Genomic DNA, 20,665 nt, shown 5'->3' with positions numbered 1-20,665 from the left:
GGTAACCCAATGAAGATCCACAAGTACGACACCGTGATCGTCGGGGCCGGCGGCGCCGGCATGCGCGCGGCCATCGAGTCCACCAAGCGCAGCCGCACCGCCGTGCTGACGAAGCTCTACCCGACCCGCTCCCACACCGGCGCCGCCCAGGGCGGAATGGCCGCGGCCCTCGCCAACGTCGAGGAGGACAACTGGGAGTGGCACACCTTCGACACGATCAAGGGCGGCGACTACCTGGTCGATCAGGACGCCGCCGAGATCCTGGCGAAGGAGGCCATCGACTCGGTTCTCGACCTGGAGAAGATGGGCCTGCCGTTCAACCGCACCCCGAACGGCACCATCGACCAGCGCCGCTTCGGCGGTCACAGCCGCAACCACGGCGAGGCACCGGTGCGCCGGTCCTGCTACGCGGCCGACCGCACGGGCCACATGATCCTTCAGACGCTGTACCAGAACTGCGTGAAGGAGGGCGTGGAGTTCTTCAACGAGTTCTACGTCCTGGACCTGCTGATGGGCGAGGTCGACGGTGTGCGCAAGACCGCCGGCGTCGTCGCCTACGAGCTGGCCACCGGCGAGATCCACGTCTTCCGGGCCAAGGCGGTCGTCTTCGCCTCCGGCGGCAACGGCAAGTTCTTCAAGGTCACTTCGAACGCGCACACCCTCACGGGCGACGGCCAGGCCGCGGCCTTCCGGCGCGGACTGCCGCTGGAGGACATGGAGTTCTTCCAGTTCCACCCGACCGGCATCTGGAAGATGGGCATCCTGCTCACCGAGGGCGCCCGCGGCGAGGGCGGCATCCTGCGCAACCGCGACGGCGAGCGCTTCATGGAGAAGTACGCGCCGGTGATGAAGGACCTCGCCTCCCGTGACGTCGTCTCCCGCGCGATCTACACGGAGATCCGCGAAGGACGCGGCTGCGGCGCCGACAAGGACCACGTCTTCCTCGACCTGACGCACCTGCCGCCCGAGCAACTGGACGCGAAACTCCCGGACATCACCGAGTTCGCCCGTACGTACCTGGGCATCGAGCCGTACACCGACCCGGTGCCGATCCAGCCGACCGCGCACTACGCGATGGGCGGCATGCCGACCAACGTGCAGGGCCAGGTGCTCGCCGACAACAACACGCCGGTGCCCGGCCTGTACGCCGCCGGGGAGGTCGCCTGCGTGTCCGTGCACGGCGCGAACCGGCTCGGCACCAACTCGCTGCTGGACATCAACGTCTTCGGACGGCGGGCCGGCATCGCGGCCGCCGCCTACGCCGCCACCGCCGACTTCACCGAACTGCCGGAGAACCCGGCGGCGTTCGTCGAGGGCGAGGTGGAGAACCTGCGCGACGCGACGGGCAACGAGCGCGTCGTCGAGATCCGCAAGGCGCTTCAGGAGTGCATGGACAAGAACGTCATGGTCTTCCGCAGCGAGCAGACGCTGAAGGAGGCCGTCGAGGAGATCGGCGAACTGCGCAAGCGCTACCGGAACATCAGCGTCCAGGACAAGGGCAGGCGCTTCAACACCGATCTGCTGGAGGCCATCGAGCTGGGCAACCTGCTGGATCTGGCCGAGGTGACGGCCGTCTCCGCGCTTGCCCGCAAGGAGTCCCGCGGCGGTCACTACCGCGAGGACTACCCCAACCGCGACGACGTCAACTTCATGCGGCACACCATGGCGTACCGCGAAGTGGGCGACGACGGGACAGAGTCGATCCGGCTGGACTACAAGCCGGTCGTGCAGACCCGCTACCAGCCGATGGAGCGTAAGTACTGATGAGCACCGCAGTCATGGACAAGTCCGGCCAGTCCGCGCCCGGCGCGGAGCCGAAGGCCTCGCACCTGGTCACGGTCACCTTCCGGATCCGCCGCTTCAACCCGGAGGTCTCGGCGGACGCAAGCTGGGAGGACTTCACCCTCGACATCGATCCCAAGGACCGTGTCCTGGACGCGCTCCACAGGATCAAGTGGGAACTGGACGGGACGCTGACCTTCCGGCGCTCCTGCGCGCACGGCATCTGCGGTTCGGACGCGATGCGCATCAACGGCCGCAACCGGCTGGCGTGCAAGACGCTGATCAAGGACATAGCGGCGATCAAGGACGGCAAGGGCGCCAAGCCGATCCTCGTCGAGGCGATAAAGGGCCTGACCGTCCTCAAGGACCTCGTCGTCGACATGGACCCGTTCTTCCAGGCGTACCGGGACGTCATGCCGTTTCTCGTCACGAGCGGCAACGAGCCGACGCGTGAGCGGCTGCAGTCCGCCGAGGACCGGCAGCGCTTCGACGACACCACGAAGTGCATCCTGTGCGCGGCCTGCACCAGTTCGTGCCCGGTCTTCTGGAACGACGGGCAGTACTTCGGCCCGGCGGCCATCGTCAACGCGCACCGCTTCATCTTCGACAGCCGCGACGAGGCCGGCGAGCAGCGGCTGGAGATCCTCAACGACAAGGACGGCGTGTGGCGTTGCCGCACCACGTTCAACTGCACGGACGCCTGCCCCCGCGGCATCGAGGTGACGAAGGCGATCCAGGAGGTCAAGCGGGCGCTGATCACGCGCCGCTTCTGACCGTCGACGCGAGCGGGCGCACGCCACGCGCTCGCTCGTCCGCGCACACGACAGCGCCCGGAGCACCGCCCCGGGCGCTTTGTCGTGCCAGTGCCACGACTTCCGTTCATCGGGACCGATTTCGGGGCACGCTATCGACGCACCACCGCACCACAGGGATCTCGGATCCCTGCAAACGCACGTCTGTCCGCACCACTCATCTGCCCCATCCCAGCAGAAGGAGTACGCGTGAGACGCACACGACGCATGCGCCGGGGCGCCAGCGCCCTGGTGGCCGTAGGTGCCCTCCTCGGCCTCGCGCTCCAGTCCACCCCCGCGAGCGCCGACTCCGGTGGCAGCACGCCCGCTTCGGCGGTGCCGAAGGCCGCGCAGGAACGTGCCGCCGGGGGGTGGACCGCCGAACGGATGCGTGAGGCGACGCCCGTCGAAGATCTCCTCGACGTCGGCGCCCGCGCCGTCGAGCGGGCCGGCAAGGCCGTGCCCCGCGGCGAGGAGCTGAAGATACCCCCGCTCGACACGGACGCCATCACCAAGGCGCTGCCCGAACCGGGTGGTCCCTGGTCCGGCGGCGGCGATGTGGTGAAGACCACGGGCCGCGTGTTCTTCAAGATGGGCGGCCGTGACGCCTCCTGCTCCGGCGACGCGGTCACCAGCGACAACGGCAGTACGGTCATCACGGCCGGGCACTGCGTGAAGTACCAGGGCGCCTGGCACACCGACTGGGTGTTCGTCCCCGGCTATCACGACGGCGAGGCACCCCACGGCAAGTGGACCGCCTCCACGACGCTGACCACCCCGCAGTGGGAGGCCAGCGAGGACATGAACTTCGACGTCGGCGCCGCCGTGGTGAACCCCCTCGACGGCAAGAAGCTCACGGACGTCGTCGGCGGCCAGGGGCTTTCCTTCAACTCCGCCTACAACACCACCATGTACGCCTTCGGCTTCCCCGCAGCCGATCCGTACGACGGCGAGAAGCTGATCTACTGCAGCGGTACGTCCTTCCAGGACTTCCTGCTCACCAAGGACCACGGCCTCTCGTGCAACATGACGGGCGGCTCCAGCGGCGGCCCGTGGTTCACGGAGTTCGACGAGGCGTCGGGCAAGGGCCTGCAGTCCTCGGTGAACAGCTTCGGCTACACCTTCCTGCCGAACACGATGTTCGGGCCGTACTTCGGGGAGGACGCGAAGAACCTGTACGAGACGGCACAGGCCGGCTGACCTCCGGGGAGAACCCCGCACAGTCAACGCCACCGTCGCTTCGACGGGGCCGGCGTCAACTGCCGGCCCCGTCGCGGCTACCGGTCCTGCGGACCGCCGCGCAGACGCACCTCGCACTCACCGTCGAACGACTGGTACGAGGTGATCGTCTCCGGCACCCGCAGGCCCGGGCCGTCGCGGTACAGGGCGCGCACCTCGTCGAAGTCGGCTGTGACGGTCGCGCGCGCCGCCTCGTCGAGCACCGCCAGCGTCGCCTCTCCGGCCTCGTCCTGGCCGTCCCGTCCGGCGTCGCCGGCGCCCCAGGCGTCCCAGGGCAGCACCTCGGCCCTGTTGAGCGCCGCCAGGTCGCGTACGACGTTGGCGCGCACCATCCACATGCCCATGAGGCCCAGCACGCTGACGCCGAAGGTCTTCGGGTCGGCCTCGCCCGTGCGGCAGCGGCGCCAGCTCTCCCCGGCGACGAGGAAGCGGTCGCGGGGCACGTCGAGCGGGTCGAAGTCCAGCTCGTAGGGGGACTCGATGCGCACGTCCGGCACCATCTGCGGATCGCCGAGCGTCCAGCCGTGCTCGGGGTGGGCGTATTCGGTGACCCAGTGGTCGTCGTGGAAGCCCTCGGCGAAGTAAGTGGCGTAACCGCAGCGGATACGGGCCGGGGTTCCGGTGTGGCGCAGCAGTGCGCAGTGCAGCAGCGCGAAGTCGCGGCAGGTGCCGGCGAACCGGTCGAGGGGACGGCGTGGGGCGGTGAGCGGAGCGTCGTCGAGCTCCAGGACCATGTCCAGGATGTCGGCTATGTAGCGGGTCTCCGCTTCGGTGCGGTAGCGGGATTCCGGCAGGGCACACCCGAAACGGCCGGCCTCCTCGCGGTGGATGAGCAAGTGCCGTACGAGAAGGGCCAGTTCGTCGGGACCACTGGGAAGTCCCGCGAGTCTGTCCGCCGTACCCGGATCACTGTGGACGCTCTGCGTTAAATAGAAGTCACGCTCTGCGGGCAGCATGCGCGAAAGAGTGGCGGATTTCGTCCCGGATTTCCACCCGGGAGGAATGCCAGGTTCCGCGGAGCGGACCGGGGGTGCGTAAGGTGCCCCTGGTGGGACGCATACCGAAGGCACGAGCGGGCTTCGCCGCACTGCTGATGCTGGCCGCGACGGCGGCCTGCTCGGGCGGCGGCGGCGCGGACGACGCGGCCAAGCCGGAAGACGACCACGCGGCGGTCCACGTCGACCGACCCGTGGCACTCGCCGACCAGGACATGAAGGTGCGCATCAGTGGGCTCCATGCACGGGACCGTGTGCGTGTCGCGGTGCACGCCGTCGACCAGCGCGGTCAACCGTGGAGCGCGCACGGCGACTTCAGCGCCGACGCACACGGCCGCATCGATCTGGACGAGCAGGCACCGCGCGGCGGGCGCCCGTACGCGAAGGCGGACAGCACGGGTCTGATCAGCGCGATGCTGCCAACGGCCGGCAGCGGCGTGAAGATGATCGGCAGCGGCGACGCCTTCTCGTACCACCCGCCGTCACCGGCCGAGAAGCGCTCGTACGAGGTGCGCCTGACCGTCAGCAAGAACGGCAAGCGTCTCGCGGACCGTACGGTCACCCGCCAGTGGCTGACGTCCAAGGTGCGCCACCGCAAGCTCACCGTCGCGAGGGACCGCATCGACGGCGAGATGTACACACCGCCGAGGGGCGAGCAGCGCAAAGCCCCCGTCCTGGTCTTCGGCGGTTCGGAGGGCGGCAACTCCGGTGAGTACGCGGCCGCGTTGCTCGCCGCGCGCGGCCATCCCGCGCTGTCGCTGTGCTACTTCCGCTGCGGCAAGGGCTCCGGGCGTCCGGACGCCATCAACATGATCGACACGGCTTACTTCGTCCGCGCCGCCCGCGTGTTGGGCAACGAGCCGGGCGCCGACCCCGAGCGCCTTGCGGTGATGGGCAATTCACGCGGCAGCGAGATCGCGCAGCTGCTCGGCCAGCGCCACCCGCGCGCGTTCCGCGACGTCATCGCCTACGCGCCCTCCGCAAAGATCAACGGCCCCTATCTGGCAGGTGCTTCGGGCCGTGCCGCCTGGGCCGAGGGCGGCAGGCCGATCCCGGTGGGGCCGATCCGGCTGAACAACGTACGCGGCACGGTGCTGGCGATCGCCGGCGGCAACGACAAGATGTGGGGCTCGGCAGGGGCCGCCCGCGTCATCGCCTCGCAGAAGAACGCGTCCGGGGCGAGCCACCGCCAGGTCACGTACCCGAAGGCGGGCCATCACGTGAACTGGTTCCCCTACGGGCAGCCCGGCCAGGAGGGCGGCGCCGACGGCAAGGTCGTCAGCACCTCCGGCTCCGACCAGGCCGCCCGCGAGGACGGCTGGGCGCGGGTGCTGAAGCTGCTGAAGAGGTAGCGCGGGAAACGCGACGGGCGGGGCCGGGAGACAGTGCTCTCCCGGCCCGCCCGGCTGTGCGCGGGCCCTCTCGACGGCGCCCGCGCCCCGCCGGTCAGCCGCCCAGGACGTCGCCGAGCTGCTCCAGACCCCAGTCGAGGTCCTCCTTCGTGATGACCAGCGGGGGCGCGATGCGGATCGTCGAGCCGTGCGTGTCCTTGACCAGGACGCCGCGGCCCATCAGCTTCTCCGACAGCTCCCGTCCGCTGCCGTGCGCCGGGTCGATGTCGACGCCGGCCCACAGGCCGCGCCCGCGCACCTCACGTACGGCTCCGCTGCCGACGAGGACGCCCAGTTCGTGGTGGAGGTGCTCGCCCAGCTCCTTCGCACGCTGCTGGTACTCGCCGGTGCGCAGCATGGCGACCACCTCGAGGCCGACGGCGCACGCGAGCGGGTTGCCGCCGAACGTCGACCCGTGCTCGCCGGGCCTGAAGACGCCCAGCACCTCCCGCGAGGAGACCACCGCGGAGACGGGCACGACGCCTCCGCCGAGCGCCTTGCCGAGCACGTACATGTCGGGGTGCACGCCCTCGTGCTCCAGCGCGAAGGTCGCCCCGGTGCGGCCCAGCCCGGACTGGATCTCGTCCGCGATCATGAGCACGTTCCGGCTTCGCGTCAGCTCGCGCACGCCCGGCAGGTAGCCGGCGGGCGGCACCAGGACGCCCGCCTCACCCTGGATGGGCTCCATGAGCACGGCGACGGTGTCGTCGTCGACGGCTGCCTCCAGGGCGGCGAGGTCGCCGTAGGGGACGATCTCGAATCCAGGTGTGTACGGACCGAAGTCGGCACGTGCCTCAGGGTCGGTGGAGAAGGAGACGATCGTCGTCGTACGCCCGTGGAAGTTGTTGTCAGCGACGATGATCTTCGCCCGGCCGTCGGGCACGCCCTTGACCTGGTAGCCCCACTTGCGGGCGGTCTTCACGGCCGTCTCGACGGCCTCCGCGCCCGTGTTCATCGGCAGGACCATCTCCATGCCGCACAGCTCGGCCAGCTGCTCGCAGAACTCGCCGAAGCGGTCGTGGTGGAAGGCGCGGGAGGTGAGCGTCACCCGGTCCAGCTGGGCCTTGGCAGCGTCGATGAGCCGCTGGTTGCGGTGCCCGAAGTTGAGCGCCGAGTAACCGGCGAGCATGTCGAGGTAGCGCCGCCCGTCGGCGTCGGTCACCCAGGCGCCTTCGGCGGAGGCGACCACGACGGGCAAGGGGTGGTAGTTGTGGGCGCTGCGCGCTTCGGAGGCGGCGATCAGCCTTTCCGAGGTGGACATCCGGGGTCTCCGTTCGTCTCGTATGGTCCCGCGGCGCCTCCCGCTGCGTCTCACGTCTTCCCGTGGCGGCGCGGAGGGCTGCCTCTTTCTATCGTCCACCCGGCCGGCTGAGAAGAAACTTTGCTGCCGGTGCGGGGTTCTCACGGGACGCCCCGGGGAGAGGGCGCCGGGGAGGGGCGGAGCGGTGCGGCGCCGACCGGGTCATGGGCGGGGCGCGGATCCGGCGCACGCGGACGCGGGAACCGCGCTGAGGCGGCGCGCACGGGCGACACGGTGCCTCAGCTCACGGCACAACTGTGCACGCCCGGCATGGCGGACCTGAGACAATGGGCGCATGGCCAATGACCGTCCGCGTGTACTCTCCGGCATCCAGCCCACCTCGGGTTCGTTCCACATCGGCAACTACCTGGGAGCCGTTCGTCAGTGGGTGGCGCTGCAGGAGACACACGACGCCTTCTACATGGTCGTCGACCTGCACGCGCTGACGCTCCCGCAGGATCCGGCGGAGCTGCGGGACAACACCCGCCTCGCCGCCGCGCAGCTGCTGGCCACGGGCCTCGACCCGGAGCGCTGCACGCTTTTCGTGCAGAGCCACGTGCCCGAACACACTCAGCTGAACTGGCTGATGGAGTGCATCACGGGCTTCGGTGAGGCGTCCCGCATGACGCAGTTCAAGGACAAGTCCTCGCGGCAGGGGGCCGACCGGACGTCGGTGGGGCTCTTCACGTACCCGATCCTTCAGGTCGCGGACATCCTGATCTACCAGGCCAACCAGGTCCCGGTCGGCGAGGACCAGCGGCAGCACATCGAGCTCACGCGGAACCTCGCCGAGCGGTTCAACGGCCGCTACGGACAGACGTTCACCGTGCCGGAGCCGTACATCCTGCGCGAGACGGCGAAGATCTTCGACCTCCAGGACCCGTCGATCAAGATGAGCAAGTCGGCGTCGTCGCCCAAGGGCATCATCGACCTCCTGGACGACCCGAAGGCGTCCGCGAAGAAGATCAAGAGCGCGGTGACGGACACGGGCAGCGAGATCCGCTTCGATCCGGAGAACAAGCCCGGCATCAGCAACCTGCTGACGATCCTCGCCACGCTGACGGACTCCACAATCGCGGAAGTGGAGCCGAGGTACGACGGCAAGGGTTACGGTGCGCTCAAGACCGATCTCGCGGAGATCGTGAGTGACTGGGCCGCCCCGTTCCGCGCCCGCACACGCGAGTACCTGGACGACCCGGAGACGCTCGACTCGCTCCTGGCCAAGGGCGCGGAGAAGGCGAGGGCCGTAGCGGCGGAGACGCTCTCGCAGGCCTACGACAAGGTGGGTCTGCTGCCCGGCAAGTACTGAGATCACGCGGCACGTTCCGGCAACGACACCCGACGACCCATACGGCAGATGCAGCTCACAGGACACAGACCCAGACAGCGGGCCGGGGACCGGCCATCGAGCAGGGAGGAGCACGACGTGGGGACCGTCACAATCGGCGTATCGATCGCCGTCCCCGAGCCGCACGGCAGCCTGCTCCAGCAGCGGCGTGCGAGCTTCGGTGACCCGGCCGCCCACGGCATCCCCACCCACATCACGCTGCTCCCGCCGACGGAGGCCGACCCGGCCGACCGTCCGGTGATCGAGGCGCACCTGGCGCGGGTGGCCGCGGCCGGGCGCCCGTTCACGCTGCGCCTGTCGGGCACCGACACCTTCCGTCCGCTCTCCCCCGTCGTCTTCGTGCGGCTCGTCGAGGGCGCGTCGGCGTGCTCCTGGCTCCAGGAGCAGGTGCGCTCCCCGGAGGGCCCGGTGGCGCGTGAGCTGGCCTTCCCGTACCACCCGCACGTCACCGTCGCGCACGGGATCTCTGAGGAGTCGATGGACAGGGCGTACGAGGAGCTGGCCGGCTTCGAGGCGTCCTGGACGACCACGGGCTTCGCGCTGTACGAGCAGGGCTCCGACCTCGTGTGGCGGCTCCAGCGGAAATTCACCTTCGGCTCGGGCGAGGAGACGGCGTTGTCCGTCTCCGGCGTTCCGCGGCAGGTGCCGCAGCCCTTCCCCGTCTGCGGGGACGGCGCGGACTCCTTCGCCCCGCTGCGCTGACGGCACCGGTCCGGGTGCGGCGCTCCCGGCTGGATGAGAGCCTGCTCAGCGGGTAATCGCTGATCATGGACTGGCTGAAGAAGCTGCCGGTGATCGGCCCTGTGGCGGCGTGGTTCTTCCGGACCCGCGTCTGGCGCGTCTACCAGCATCTGGACGAGCACAAGTGGAACCGGCACGCCGCGTCCGTCACGTTCACCAGCTTCATCTCCCTCTTCCCCATGCTCGCGGTCTTCGCGGCCGTCGGGGCATCGCTGCTGGATCCGGAGCGGATGCGGGCCGTGCAGCACACGATCGACCGTCAAGTCCCGGGCATCTCCGGGGAACTGGATCTGCAGTCCCTGGCCGACAACGCGGGCACCATCGGGCTCGTCGCGGGTGCGCTGCTCGTCGTCACGGGCGTCAACTGGGTGGGCACGCTGCGGGAGAGCCTGCGCGCCCTGTGGGACCTGGAGGAGGACCCGGGCAACCCGGTCGTGCTGAAGCTCAAGGACCTCGGGGCGCTGGCCGGGCTCGGCCTCGTCGGGCTCTTCTCACTCGCCGGGTCCGCGTTCGCCGTCTCCGCGGTCGGATGGGCGGCCGGGGAGGTGGGAATCCGCGAGGACGGCGTCGGTACGTTCCTGCTGGGCGCCGCGGGTTACGTGGCGGCCCTGGCCGCGGACTTCGCGCTGCTGTGGTACGCGCTGACGGTGCTGCCCGGAGTCCGCCCGCCCCGCCGTGCGACCGTCCTCGCCTGCACGATGGGCGCGGTCGGTTTCGAGCTGCTGAAGCTGCTGCTGGGCGGCTATCTGCGGGGCGTCGCGACGAAGAGTCTCTACGGGGCGTTCGGTACGCCCATCGCGCTGCTGCTGTGGATCAGCCTCATGGCGAAGCTGATGCTCTTCTGCGCCTCGTGGACGGCGACGGAACGCACCCGCAAGCCCATCGAGGACATCGACGCGCTGGGGAGCGGCGCGCCCGAACCCGTGGAGTCCGAACGCGCGGCTCACGTACGCGACGAGGAGAACCGGCGCGGCGTCAGTCGGGCTTCCGGGCCGACACCGGATCCGAGCCCGACGCGGGGTCCTGACCGGAGGAGTCCGGAGAATCCGCCGCATCGGCGGAGGCTTTTGGGTCTGCGTCGGAGGCGGACTCGGAAGCGGAGTCCGTCCGGGAACCGGAACCCTCCGGAGGGGACGCCTGAACGAACGGAAGGCGGCGCAGCTTCGCCAGATCCGGGATCGGCCAGCGCCGGTGGACCGCGTAGGCGACGGCCGCCACCACCACCAGACAGGCGGCGGTGATGCCCAGGGCGACGCCGGCGCCGCCCGAGTTCTCACCGTCCTCACCGCTGCCCGCGGTGGCCTTCCCGCCGGCCTTGCCGCGGTCCTTGCTGTCACCGGACTTCCCGGAGGAGCCGATGCCGGACGGGGCGACGAGTTCACCGACCGGTTCGACCTTGTCGGCGGCCTTGAATCCCCAGTCGAAGAGCTTGGCGGTCTCCTTGTAGACCTCGAGCCCGCCCTGCTGGTCGTCCGGGTGCATGCAGGTCACCAGCAGCACCCGGTCACCGTGCTGTGCGACGCCGGTGAAGGTCGCCCCGGCGTTCGAGGTCGAGCCGTTCTTCACGCCTGCGATGCCGGGGTACGGGTCCAGGCCGATGTCGCCGGTCAGCAGGCGGTTGGTGTTCTGGATCTCGTACGTCTCCCGCTTCTTCTTCCCCTTCTTCACCTCGCCGGGGAACTGTGCGCGGGCCGTCGAGGCGTATTCGCGGAAGTCGGCCTTCTGCATTCCGTTGCGTGCGAAGAGCGTCAGGTCGTACGCGGAGGAGACCTGGCCCTTCTTGTCGTAGCCGTCCGGGCTGACGACGTTGGTGTCGTCGGCACGCAACTTCTTTGCCTGGTCGTTCATTTCACGGACCGTCTTGTCCTTGCCGCCGTTCATCGCGGCGAGGACGTGGACCGCGTCGTTGCCCGAGCGCAGGAAGACACCGCGCCACAGATCCCGCACGGAGTAGGTCTGATCCTCCTTCACGCCGACGAGGCTGCTGCCCTCGCCCATCCCCTCCACGTCGGACGCCTTGACCTTGTGCGTCTTCGTCTTCGGGAACTTCGGCAGCACGGTGTCGGCGAAGAGCATCTTCAGGGTGCTGGCCGGCGGCAGCTTCCAGTGCGCGTTGTTGGCTGCGAGCACCTTCCCTGATTCGGCGTCGGAGACGATCCAGGAACGTGCGGTGATGCCCTCGGGGAGTTCTGGCGGCTTCTGGCCCTGCTTGGGCTTCATCTGCGTACCGGGCGAGCCGAGCAGCTTCCCGCCGACCTGCGACATGTGGGCCGGCGGCTGCGGATCCTTGTCGTCGTCGGTCACTGCACGGGCAGGCGGAGCCCCGGGTGACGCCGCATGAGCGGTGCCGCTGAGCGATGCGGGGACGAGAAGCGCGAGGGACAGGGCGGCTGCGGCTGTCGCGGGCTTGCGCACGGCGCGAAGTGAGGAAGTCGGCACAGGGCGAAATTACATGCCCCTCGAACACTTGTGGACATCGCAGTCCCCCGTAGGGCCCGTCAGTTGGCCCCTCCCGGGCTACCCGGTTAGGCCGATAGCCATACTTGACCCATGAGTCAGTCTGCGGACGCACGGTCCTCACCGCGTTCTCCTCGTTCTCTCGGTCTCAGCCGTCGCGTGTCCTGGTTCCTGCTCGCCTTCGGGGTCTGGTCCTGGTTCGTCTGGATCACCTTCGCGAAGAACCTCTGGAAGGACAGCAGCGGACTGGCCTTCGACGACGCCGGGGATCCGACCGGTTACTTTTGGGTCCATCTGCTGCTCGCGATCGTGTCGTTCCTGCTGGGCACGGCGATCGGCGTCATCGGTCTCCGGGGGCTGCGGGCTCTGCGGGCAAGACCCGCGGAATGAGGGGGTGACGGGCCGTGGCCGTGGTCTTCGTGGTCATCGCAGTGACGGTGTTCGTGCTGATGGGGTTCGCCCACTGGTACCTGTGGCGGCGGCTCGTACGTGACGTGTCCGCGCCCGGCACCCTGTGGCGTCGCACGGGGACGGTGCTGGCGTTCGTACTGCCCGTGCTGGTGGTCACCACCGTCCTGGTGGGACGCAGCGGCGCGCCCTTCATGCTCCAGCGGGTGCTCGCATGGCCCGGCTACATGTGGCTGGCTCTGCTGCTGTATCTGCTGATGGCCCTCGCCGTCGGAGAGGCCGTGCGGCCGCTGCTCCGTCACGTGCTGGCACGCCGGGCGGCAGCCACCCCCGCTGCCGGCACGGAGTCCGGTCCGGCGCGGGAGACGTCGAAGGGCGCGGCGTCGCAGGCGGCCGCGGAGGACGAGGGTGCGGGCGGCGCGCTGACCGCGACGGCCACCAGGGCTCCGGACGGGAAGGCGCGGAAGGAAGTCGCTACCGCGGAGGACCGGGAATCGAACGGCTCCGGCGGCTCCAGCGGCTCAGAGGACGCCCGGGCAACCTCGCGGAGGCTGTTCGTGGCCCGCACGGTCGCCGCGGGCGCCACCCTGGCCGCGGCCGGAACGGTGGCTGCGGGCGCGTACAACCTGCTCAGTGGGCCGACCCTCAAGCGCATCACCGTGCCGCTCGCCAAGTTGCCGCGCACCGCGCACGGTTACCGCATCGCGGTCGTCAGCGACATCCATCTGGGTACGGTGCTGGGGCGTTCCCACGCCGAGCGGGTCGTCCGCACCATCAACAGCGCCCAGCCCGACCTGGTCGCGATCGTCGGCGACCTCGTCGACGGGACGGTCGAGGACCTCGGCCCGGCGGCCGCGCCGTTGCGTCAACTGCGTTCGCGGAACGGCTCGTTCTTCGTCACCGGCAACCACGAGTACTTCGGCGACGCCGGGGCGTGGGTGGACCACCTGCGCGAACTGGGCGTGCATCCGCTGGAGAACGCGCGTGTGGAGATGCCGGGCTTCGACCTGGCGGGGGTCAACGACGTACGCGGCGAGGACAGCGGCGAGGGCCCGGACTTCGAGAAGGCGCTGGGCGACCGCGACACCGCGCGCGCCTCGGTGCTCCTCGCGCACCAGCCCGTGCAGATCCACGAATCGGCCGAGTACGGCGTGGACCTCCAGTTGTCGGGACACACCCACGGCGGGCAGATCTTCCCCTTCCACCTGGTGGTCGCCCTCGCCAACCCGACGGTCGCGGGGCTGGAGCGCTACGGCGACACGCAGCTGTACGTCACGCGCGGCGCGGGTTCTTGGGGTCCGCCGGTGCGGGTGGGCGCCGACCCGGACGTCACCGTCGTACAGCTCGCCTCGAAGAAGGCGTGAGCGTGCCTGTCGGTGGCGGCTCGTAGAGTCGGCACCATGTCGACGACAACCGACCGCTTCCAGGTGACGACCCGAGCGGTCCCGGCCGGGCTCGTCGCGGAGAGGGGCGAACGATGAGCGCCGGCACGGCCGGGGACACCGGCGTCGCACGACTGCGGTCGCTGCATCAGGGCCGCGCCCCCGGCGATCCCCTCGTGCTGCCCGGCCCGTGGGACGCGGCGAGCGCACGCATCTTCGCGGACGCCGGTTTCGAGGCCCTGGCCACGCCCAGTCACGGGGTCTCGCTCTCTCTCGGATACGCGGACGGGGAGGCCCCGGCCGACGAGATGTTCGCCGCCGTCGCCAGAATCGTGCGAGCGGTGGACGTGCCGGTGACCGCGGACATCGAGAGGGGCTACGGGCTGCCGCCGGACCAGATCGTGGAGCGACTGCTGGAGAGCGGCGCCGTCGGCTGCAATCTGGAGGACTCGGAGGGCGGAGAGCTGGTCGATCCGCGGCGGCAGGCGGACTTCCTCTCGCAGGTGCACGAGGCCGCGGACGGGCTGCTGCTCGTCAACGCCCGCGTCGACACCTATCTGCGCGGTTCGGAAGCTCCCCTGGCCGACGCGCTGGAGCGGGGTCGTCTCTATGTGGAGGCGGGCGCAGAGTGCGTCTATCCGATGAGGGCGCCACTCGGCGACATCGGCGTACTGGCAAGGGAGTTGAAGGTCCCGCTCAACGCGTGGTCCCCGGTGGGCGACAGCCCGTCACCGCGCGCACTCGGCGCGGCGGGCGCCTCCCGCATCACCTTCGGCGGCGGGCTCGCTCACCTTGCGAGAGCGGCGGTGAAGGAACTGGCCGAACGACTGCGCGACGCCTGACGATTGGCCCGCATGGCGCCGCCTCCACGCCGTACGGAGGGCGTCGGCCCGTCGCGGCATGGCGTTGACCCACCCGGCAGGAACGCGACGGGGCCGGGACACCTTGAGCGGTGTCCCGGCCCCGTCGCGAGAGCGTGCCTCAGCGGTGACGCGACGGCGTCACTTCTTCGGCATCCACTTCTCCCACGTGGACTTGTTCGCCTTGATCCACTTCTCGGCCGCGTCCTCCGGCTTCATCTTCTTGCCGGCGATGTTCCCCGCGACCTCGTTCTGGTCCTTGGTGGTCCACTTGAACTTCTTGATGAACTGCGCGGCGTCGCTGTTCTCCTTCGCGAAGTCCGCGTTGAGGAACTTCTCGAGCTGGTTGGTCTCGTAGCCGCACTTCGCCTGTGCAGCCGGCTCCTCACAGCCCGGCGTGTACTTCGGCAGCTCGATCTCGACCATGTCGATCTTGTTGTTCATCCACTGCGGCTCCCACCAGTAGGTGAGGAACGGCTTCTTGGCGTCGTAGAGCCGCTGGATCTCCTTCAGCTGCGCCGCCTCGGCACCGCTGGGGATGTGCTTGTAGTCGAGCTTGAGGTTCTTGATCAGTTCCTTGTCGTGCTGCGAGTACGAGGGGGCGGCACCGATGAAGTGGCCCTTGTCGCCGCTCTCGGACGTACGGAAGTCCTTGGCGTGCTTGTTGAGGTTCTTCCAGTCCTTGATGTCGGGGTTCTTGTCCGCGTAGTACTTCGGCACGAACCAGCCGATGTGCCCGACGACACCGAGGTCACCGCCGGAGACGACGGTCTTCTTCTCGTCGACGTACTTCTTCTCCTTCTTCGGTACGCCGTGCCAGTCCTCGAGGATGGCGGAGGCCTTGCCGCTGTTGAGCGCGTCGAAGGCGACGGGCTCGTCCATCTGCTTGGCCTCGACCTTCACGTCGAGCTCGTCCTCCAGGAGCTTCTTCACGACCGCGGCGTTCGCCTGCGCGCCGACCCAGGACGGTTCAGCGAGGACGACTTTGTCACCGCTGCCTCCGCCGCTGCTGGTGTCGGCCTTGCCGCACCCGGCGGTGAGGGTGAGCGCGCTCAGGAGGCCGATGCCGGCGATGACCGTGTTGCGTATCTGCTTGTTCTTCATGTTGTGACCTGTTTTCTCTTCTCGGGGTAGAAGGTTCCGACGGGGGTGGGGGTGGCGTTTGTGTGGGCGCCTACTCGCGGGGCCGCCCTCCGGCCGGCTGTGAGATCCGGTCGAGCATGATGCCGAGGCAGACGATGGCGATACCCGCGGGCAGACCCAGTGAGAGGTCGCCCTTGGACAGGCCACGCACGACGTCGTAGCCGAGGGCGCCGCCGCCGATGAGGCCGGCGATGACGACCATCGACAGCACCAGCACGACGCCCTGGTTGACACCGACCAGCAGCGACTTGCGGGCCAGTGGCAGCTGTACGCCGAAGAGCTGCTGCTTGCTGGTTGCACCGAGCGAACGGGCCGCCTCCATCGCCGCGGGGTCGACGTAGCGCAAGCCCTGCGCGGTGATGCGGATGACGGCCGGGCACGCGTAGATGACGGCCGCGATGATGCCCGCGCTGCGGCTCAGGCCGACGAGAGCGATCACCGGGATCAGGTACACGAACTGCGGCATCGTCTGCATCGTGTCGAGCACCGGACGCAGCATCCGCTCCACCCGCTCGATCCGCGCGGCGAGGATGCCCAGCACGATGCCGATCGCCACGGTCACCACCAGGCCCGCGATCACCTGCGAGAACGTGTCCATGGACAGCTCCCACAGGCCCATCGCGCCGATCAGGCACAGGCAGATGACAGCGGTCAGCGCGGCCCGCCAGGTGCCGACGATCCAGCCGATGACACCGACCAGCAGCGCCAGCGCCCACCACGGGGTCGTCTCCAGGCCGGAGCGCAGAGGGTTGAGCACGTAGACCGTGAAGCCCTTGGCCCAGACCTCCGTTCCGCCCAGCGCCGGAACTCCGTGGCCGATCGTGGCGGTGAGCCAGTCGACGGCGTCCTGCAGGGGACGGGTGAGGTCCACGGTCCACGCGTCGGGCCACTCACGTTCGGCGATCGCGGAGCCGACCGCCGAGAAGAGGCCGATCAGTACGACGATCAGGCCCCACACGGCCCGCCGTACCCGCGTCATGAGACGCGTCGCGCCGACGGTCACGGTGGCGTCCAGGCGCTCCCCCGCCGCCGCCGTCGTACGGTCCAGCAGCACGGCGATCAGCACGACGGCGACGCCCGCGGTGAGCGCGGTGCCGACGTCGAGGCTGCCGAGCGCCTGGTAGATCTCGTCACCCAGACCCTCCGAGCCGATGAGGGAGGCGAGAACGACCATGGACAGACACATCATGATCGCCTGGTTGAGGCCGAGCATCATCTGCTTGCGCGCCAGCGGCAACCGCGCCGTCCACAGCCGCTGCCACGAACTCGCGCCCAGGGAGGCGGATGCCTCAAGCGCCGCGGGGTCGGCGCTGCGCAGCCCCAGCGAGGTGAGCCGTGCCATCGGCGGAGCCGCGTAGATGACGGTCGCGATCAGAGCGGACGGCACACCGACACCGAACATCAGCAGCAGCGGCAGCAGATATGCGAAGGCCGGCATGACCTGCATGGTGTCGAAGACCGGACGCAGCATCCGCTCGAAGCGGTCCGACAGTCCGGCTCCGAGCCCGAGCAGCAGACCCAGCACGGCGGAGGCGAAGACGGCCACCGTCATCAGGGCCAGCGTCTCCATCGTGGCTGCCCACATGTTCAGCACGCCGCAGGCGATGAAGACGCCCAGCGTGGTGCCGCCGGTGCGCAGCGCGCGGCGGGAGATGTCGGAACCTCCGGCCGCCCAGCCGACCAGTGTGCCGACGAGGGTGACGCCGACCCAGCCCATCGCGTCGAAGAGGCTGACGATGCCGTCCACCGAGGACTCGGCGGCGTTGCTGATGTGCAGCAGGAAGTAGAGGAAGATCGGGCTCTTCTCGCGGTTGTCGACGAGCCAGTTGTCCAGGTCGTTCAACGGCGTCTTGATGTCGACGGTCCAGCCGCTGGGCCAGACACCGGAGCCGCCGGCCGCGGCGCCGACGAGTACGACCAGGACCGCGAAGACGAGTGCCAGCACCCTGGGGTCACGGGCGAGAACCGCCAGCCGGCTCGGGGGTTCCTGCTTCTCGGGCCGGTTGTCGGGCTGCTGCGGCGTGGAGGCGCCGGGTGCCCGCTCGCCCTTCTCGGAGATGGTGGGGGTACTCATGCCTCCCTCACCGTCCCGGTCTCGTTCCCGGAGCAGGCCCGCCGTGCGGCGGGCGCTGTGAAGCGGGTGCTCATACGGCGGCCACCTCCTTGTCCTTGCCCGCGTCGCCTTCGCCGTTCTCGCCGTTGTCGCCGTCGAGGCCCGCGACGACGTTGAGCAGGCAGGCGTGGTCGATGACGCCTATCGTCCGTCCGTCGTCGACGACGCGGAGGTTCTCACCGCTGCGGGCGACCGCCTCGATCGCGTCGGAGACCAGCGTGTCCGGCGAGACGTCCGCACCACGGTCGGCCTCGGCCTTCTCGGCGGGGCGCATGGCGCGGCGCACGGATATGACCTGCTCGCGGGGGACGTCGCGGACGAAGTCGCGGACGTAGTCGTCCGCGGGGTTGGCGACGATCTCCTCGGGAGTGCCGAGCTGCACGATCTCGCCGTCCCGCATCAGCAGAATCCGGTCGCCGAGGCGCAGCGCCTCGGACAGGTCGTGCGTGATGAAGATCATCGTCCGGCCCTCCTCGCGGTGCAGCCGGATGACCTCCTCCTGCATGTCCCGGCGGATCAGCGGGTCGAGGGCGCTGAACGGCTCGTCGAACAGCAGCACTTCGGGGTCGACGGCGAGCGCGCGGGCCAGCCCGACGCGCTGCTGCTGACCACCGGAGAGCTGTACCGGGCGGCGGTCGCCGAGGCCCTGGAGCCCGACCTTCTCGACCATCTCGTTGCCCTTGGCGCGGCGCTCCTGCTTCGACATCCCCTGGATCTCCAGGCCGTAGGCGACGTTGTCGGTCACCGTGCGGTGCGGCAGCAGGCCGAAGTTCTGGAAGACCATGGCGGTGCGGTGGCGGCGCAGCTCACGCAGGCGGTGCTTGTCCATGGCGCGCACGTCCTCGCCGTCCATCTCCAGCACACCGGCGGTCGGCTCGATGAGGCGGGTGAGGCACCGCACGAGCGTGGATTTGCCGGAGCCCGAGAGGCCCATGACGACGAAGACCTCGCCTTTGCGTACGTCGAAGGAGACGTCGCGGACGGCAGCGGTGCAGCCGGTGCGCTTCGTCAGTTCGGCGGCGGAGAGCCCGGCGAGTTCCTTGTCGCCGGGCACCCGATGTGCCTTGGGGCCGAACACCTTCCACAGATTGCGGACGGAGAACACCGGGTTGACCGGGGCGGACTCGTGGGTCTCGGACATCACGCAACACCTCCCGGTGCCGTAGTCGTAGTGGGTCGATCGGATCGGATGAGGTCAGCGGCCTTCTCCCCGACCATCAGCACACCGATCATCGGGTTGACCGCGGGCATGGTGGGGAAGACGGAGGCGTCCGCGACGCGGATGCCCTCCAGGCCGCGGATCCTCAGCTGCGGGTCGACGACGGCGAGTGCGTCGTCGTGGGCACCCATCCGGCAGGTGCCGGCGGGGTGGTAGACGGTGTGGGCCACCTTGCGCGCGTACTCGCTGATGTCCGCGTCGGAGGTGACGCCGGGGCCGGGGCACACCTCGCGCTTGAGCCAGCCGGAGAACGGCTCGGTGTTCGCGACCTGCCGGGCGGCCTTGATGCCGTCGACGAGTGTGCGGCCGTCGTAGTCGTCCTCGTCCGTGAAGTACCGGAAATCCAGGGCCGGTTTGACGGACGGGTCCGCCGAGGTGAGGTAAAGACGCCCGCGGCTGCGCGGCTTGGGGATATTCGGCGTCAACGACACACCGTGCGGGGGCCGTTCGTAGCCCAGCCGCTCGGGATTGTCGGTGAAGGGGATCTGGTAGAAGTGGAACATCAGGTCGGGTCCGGCCGACTCCGGGTCACGGCGCAGGAAGAGCCCGGCGTCGGAGTCCATCGCGGAGTTGTCGGGGATGGGCCCGTCCGTCTCCCAGACGATCACCGACTCGGGGTGGTCCAGCAGGTTCTCCCCGACACCGGGCAGGTCGTGTGCGACGGGGAGGCCGAGCGCCTCCAGATCCGCCTTCGGGCCGATGCCCGAGTGCATCAGCAACCTCGGGGTGTCCACCGCACCCGCGCAGACGAGCACTTCGCCCGCAGCGGAGATCAGCCGCTCCCTGCCGTCCTTGCCGCGGACGTGTACGCCGGTCGCCTTGTTGCCTTCGAGCTGGAGCCGGTACGCCCAGGTCTCCAGGAGAATGTCGAGGTTCGGGCGGTCACCGGCCTCGATGTGGGGGTGGAGGTAGGCGACGGACGCGGAGGAGCGCTTGTTGGTCTCCGGGTGGTACGAGAGGTCGAAGAAGCCGACACCCTCGTGGAACGGCTGCTTGTTGAAACCATCGACCTCCGGAACGTCCAGCGCGTCCTTGGCGGCGGCGATGAAGTCGCGGGCGATCTCGTTGCGGTCCTGCTCACCGACCGGCACGACGTTGTTGCGCAGCTTGGCGAAGTAGGGGTCCATGGCGGCGGAACCCCAGCCCTTGGCGCCGCCGGCCTCCCACTCGTCCCAGTCGGACGGCAGCGGCTTGAAGGAGATCAGGGTGTTGTGCGAAGAACAGCCGCCGAGCACCTTCGCCCGGCTGTGCCGGATGTGCGAGTTGCCGCGGGGCTGTTCGATGGTGGGGTAGTCGTAGTCGAGCTCGCCGCCGAGCAGACCGAGCCAGCGGCGCAGTGTGAGCACCTCGGGCCGGTCGATGTCGGACGGGCCGCCCTCGATGAGGGCGACGGTGACGTCCGGGTCCTCGGTGAGCCGTGAGGCGATCACCGACCCGGCCGTACCGCCGCCGACTATGACGTAGTCGTAGGTGGATATGTCTTCTCTGGACATTTC

Annotated in this window: 16 protein-coding genes and 1 pseudogene; 10 read left to right on the top strand and 7 right to left on the bottom strand. The window is 69.4% G+C overall.

What is annotated here, in order from left to right:
• The first annotated feature begins 9 nt into the window (after window positions 1-9).
• The 3 genes from sdhA (at window position 10) to I004_RS0100950 (ending at window position 3,773) form a co-directional block, all read left to right on the top strand.
• Complete coding sequence (gene sdhA, locus I004_RS0100960; protein ID WP_028433964.1) at window positions 10-1,764, top strand: succinate dehydrogenase flavoprotein subunit; 1,755 nt, start codon at window positions 10-12, stop codon at window positions 1,762-1,764.
• Window positions 1,764-2,555 (top strand): succinate dehydrogenase iron-sulfur subunit, encoded by a 792-nt coding sequence (locus I004_RS0100955; protein WP_028433963.1) that lies wholly within the window; start codon window positions 1,764-1,766, stop codon window positions 2,553-2,555. The genes sdhA and I004_RS0100955 overlap by 1 nt, the downstream gene beginning before the upstream one ends.
• Window positions 2,556-2,801: 246 nt before the next feature.
• Window positions 2,802-3,773 carry a peptidase gene (locus I004_RS0100950; protein WP_028433962.1) on the top strand — a complete coding sequence of 324 codons (972 nt, stop codon included), beginning with the start codon at window positions 2,802-2,804 and terminating at the stop codon, window positions 3,771-3,773.
• Window positions 3,774-3,850: 77 nt separating this feature from the next.
• Here the strand turns inward: I004_RS0100950 and I004_RS0100945 are convergent, their stop codons facing one another.
• Window positions 3,851-4,768, bottom strand: coding sequence for a transglutaminase-like domain-containing protein (locus tag I004_RS0100945; protein ID WP_028433961.1), 918 nt, complete (start codon window positions 4,766-4,768; stop codon window positions 3,851-3,853).
• Between the two features lie 92 nt (window positions 4,769-4,860).
• On the opposite strand from I004_RS0100945, the gene I004_RS0100940 reads away from it, so the two are divergent.
• Window positions 4,861-6,159, top strand: a complete 1,299-nt coding sequence (locus tag I004_RS0100940) for an acyl-CoA thioesterase/BAAT N-terminal domain-containing protein (protein ID WP_037974523.1) — start codon at window positions 4,861-4,863, stop codon at window positions 6,157-6,159.
• Window positions 6,160-6,253: 94 nt separating this feature from the next.
• Here I004_RS0100940 and rocD read toward each other — a convergent pair whose 3' ends face one another.
• Window positions 6,254-7,459, bottom strand: a complete 1,206-nt coding sequence (gene rocD, locus I004_RS0100935; protein WP_028433959.1) for an ornithine--oxo-acid transaminase — start codon at window positions 7,457-7,459, stop codon at window positions 6,254-6,256.
• A 334-nt stretch (window positions 7,460-7,793) separates the two neighbouring features.
• Here rocD and trpS point away from each other — a divergent pair, with 334 nt between their 5' ends.
• The 3 genes and pseudogenes from trpS to I004_RS37880 form a co-directional block, all read left to right on the top strand.
• Complete coding sequence (gene trpS, locus I004_RS0100930; protein WP_028433958.1) at window positions 7,794-8,807, top strand: tryptophan--tRNA ligase; 1,014 nt, start codon at window positions 7,794-7,796, stop codon at window positions 8,805-8,807.
• 117 nt (window positions 8,808-8,924) lie between these two features.
• Complete coding sequence (locus I004_RS31370) at window positions 8,925-9,548, top strand: 2'-5' RNA ligase family protein (protein ID WP_051344565.1); 624 nt, start codon at window positions 8,925-8,927, stop codon at window positions 9,546-9,548.
• 65 nt (window positions 9,549-9,613) lie between these two features.
• Window positions 9,614-10,393: pseudogene (locus tag I004_RS37880) on the top strand (YihY/virulence factor BrkB family protein); the annotation flags it as partial.
• A 169-nt stretch (window positions 10,394-10,562) separates the two neighbouring features.
• Here I004_RS37880 and I004_RS31365 read toward each other — a convergent pair.
• Entirely contained in the window at window positions 10,563-12,026 is a 1,464-nt protein-coding gene (locus tag I004_RS31365) for a D-alanyl-D-alanine carboxypeptidase (RefSeq protein ID WP_199779305.1), read from the bottom strand.
• A gap of 111 nt (window positions 12,027-12,137) precedes the next feature.
• Between I004_RS31365 and I004_RS0100910 the strand changes: the two genes are divergently transcribed.
• From I004_RS0100910 to I004_RS0100900, 3 genes are all read left to right on the top strand, one after another.
• Window positions 12,138-12,434 carry an SCO4848 family membrane protein gene (locus tag I004_RS0100910; RefSeq protein WP_051344564.1) on the top strand — a complete coding sequence of 99 codons (297 nt, stop codon included), beginning with the start codon at window positions 12,138-12,140 and terminating at the stop codon, window positions 12,432-12,434.
• Window positions 12,435-12,448: 14 nt separating this feature from the next.
• Complete coding sequence (locus tag I004_RS0100905) at window positions 12,449-13,816, top strand: metallophosphoesterase (RefSeq protein WP_028433956.1); 1,368 nt, start codon at window positions 12,449-12,451, stop codon at window positions 13,814-13,816.
• 113 nt (window positions 13,817-13,929) lie between these two features.
• Window positions 13,930-14,676: an isocitrate lyase/PEP mutase family protein gene (locus I004_RS0100900; RefSeq protein WP_028433955.1), complete on the top strand. Its 747-nt coding sequence runs from the start codon at window positions 13,930-13,932 to the stop codon at window positions 14,674-14,676.
• A 159-nt stretch (window positions 14,677-14,835) separates the two neighbouring features.
• Here the strand turns inward: I004_RS0100900 and I004_RS0100895 are convergent, their stop codons facing one another.
• The 4 genes from I004_RS0100895 to I004_RS31360 all read right to left on the bottom strand — a co-directional run bounded on the left by I004_RS0100895 (window position 14,836) and on the right by I004_RS31360 (window position 20,662).
• Window positions 14,836-15,798, bottom strand: a complete 963-nt coding sequence (locus tag I004_RS0100895) for an ABC transporter substrate-binding protein (RefSeq protein ID WP_028433954.1) — start codon at window positions 15,796-15,798, stop codon at window positions 14,836-14,838.
• 70 nt (window positions 15,799-15,868) lie between these two features.
• A complete protein-coding gene (locus I004_RS0100890) occupies window positions 15,869-17,911 on the bottom strand; it encodes an ABC transporter permease subunit (RefSeq protein WP_028433953.1) in 2,043 nt (680 codons plus the stop codon).
• Between the two features lie 70 nt (window positions 17,912-17,981).
• Entirely contained in the window at window positions 17,982-19,091 is a 1,110-nt protein-coding gene (locus I004_RS0100885) for a glycine betaine/L-proline ABC transporter ATP-binding protein (protein ID WP_028433952.1), read from the bottom strand.
• The gene (locus I004_RS31360; protein WP_037974521.1) at window positions 19,091-20,662 is read right to left on the bottom strand and encodes a GMC oxidoreductase; all 1,572 of its coding nucleotides are present in this window, start codon (window positions 20,660-20,662) and stop codon (window positions 19,091-19,093) included. The genes I004_RS0100885 and I004_RS31360 overlap by 1 nt, the downstream gene beginning before the upstream one ends.
• Window positions 20,663-20,665 lie beyond the last annotated feature (3 nt).

The organism is Streptomyces sp. TAA486 (assembly GCF_000426165.1).
The sequence above is the reverse complement of the archived record's forward strand: the minus strand, read 5'-3'. Positions and strand labels throughout refer to the sequence as shown.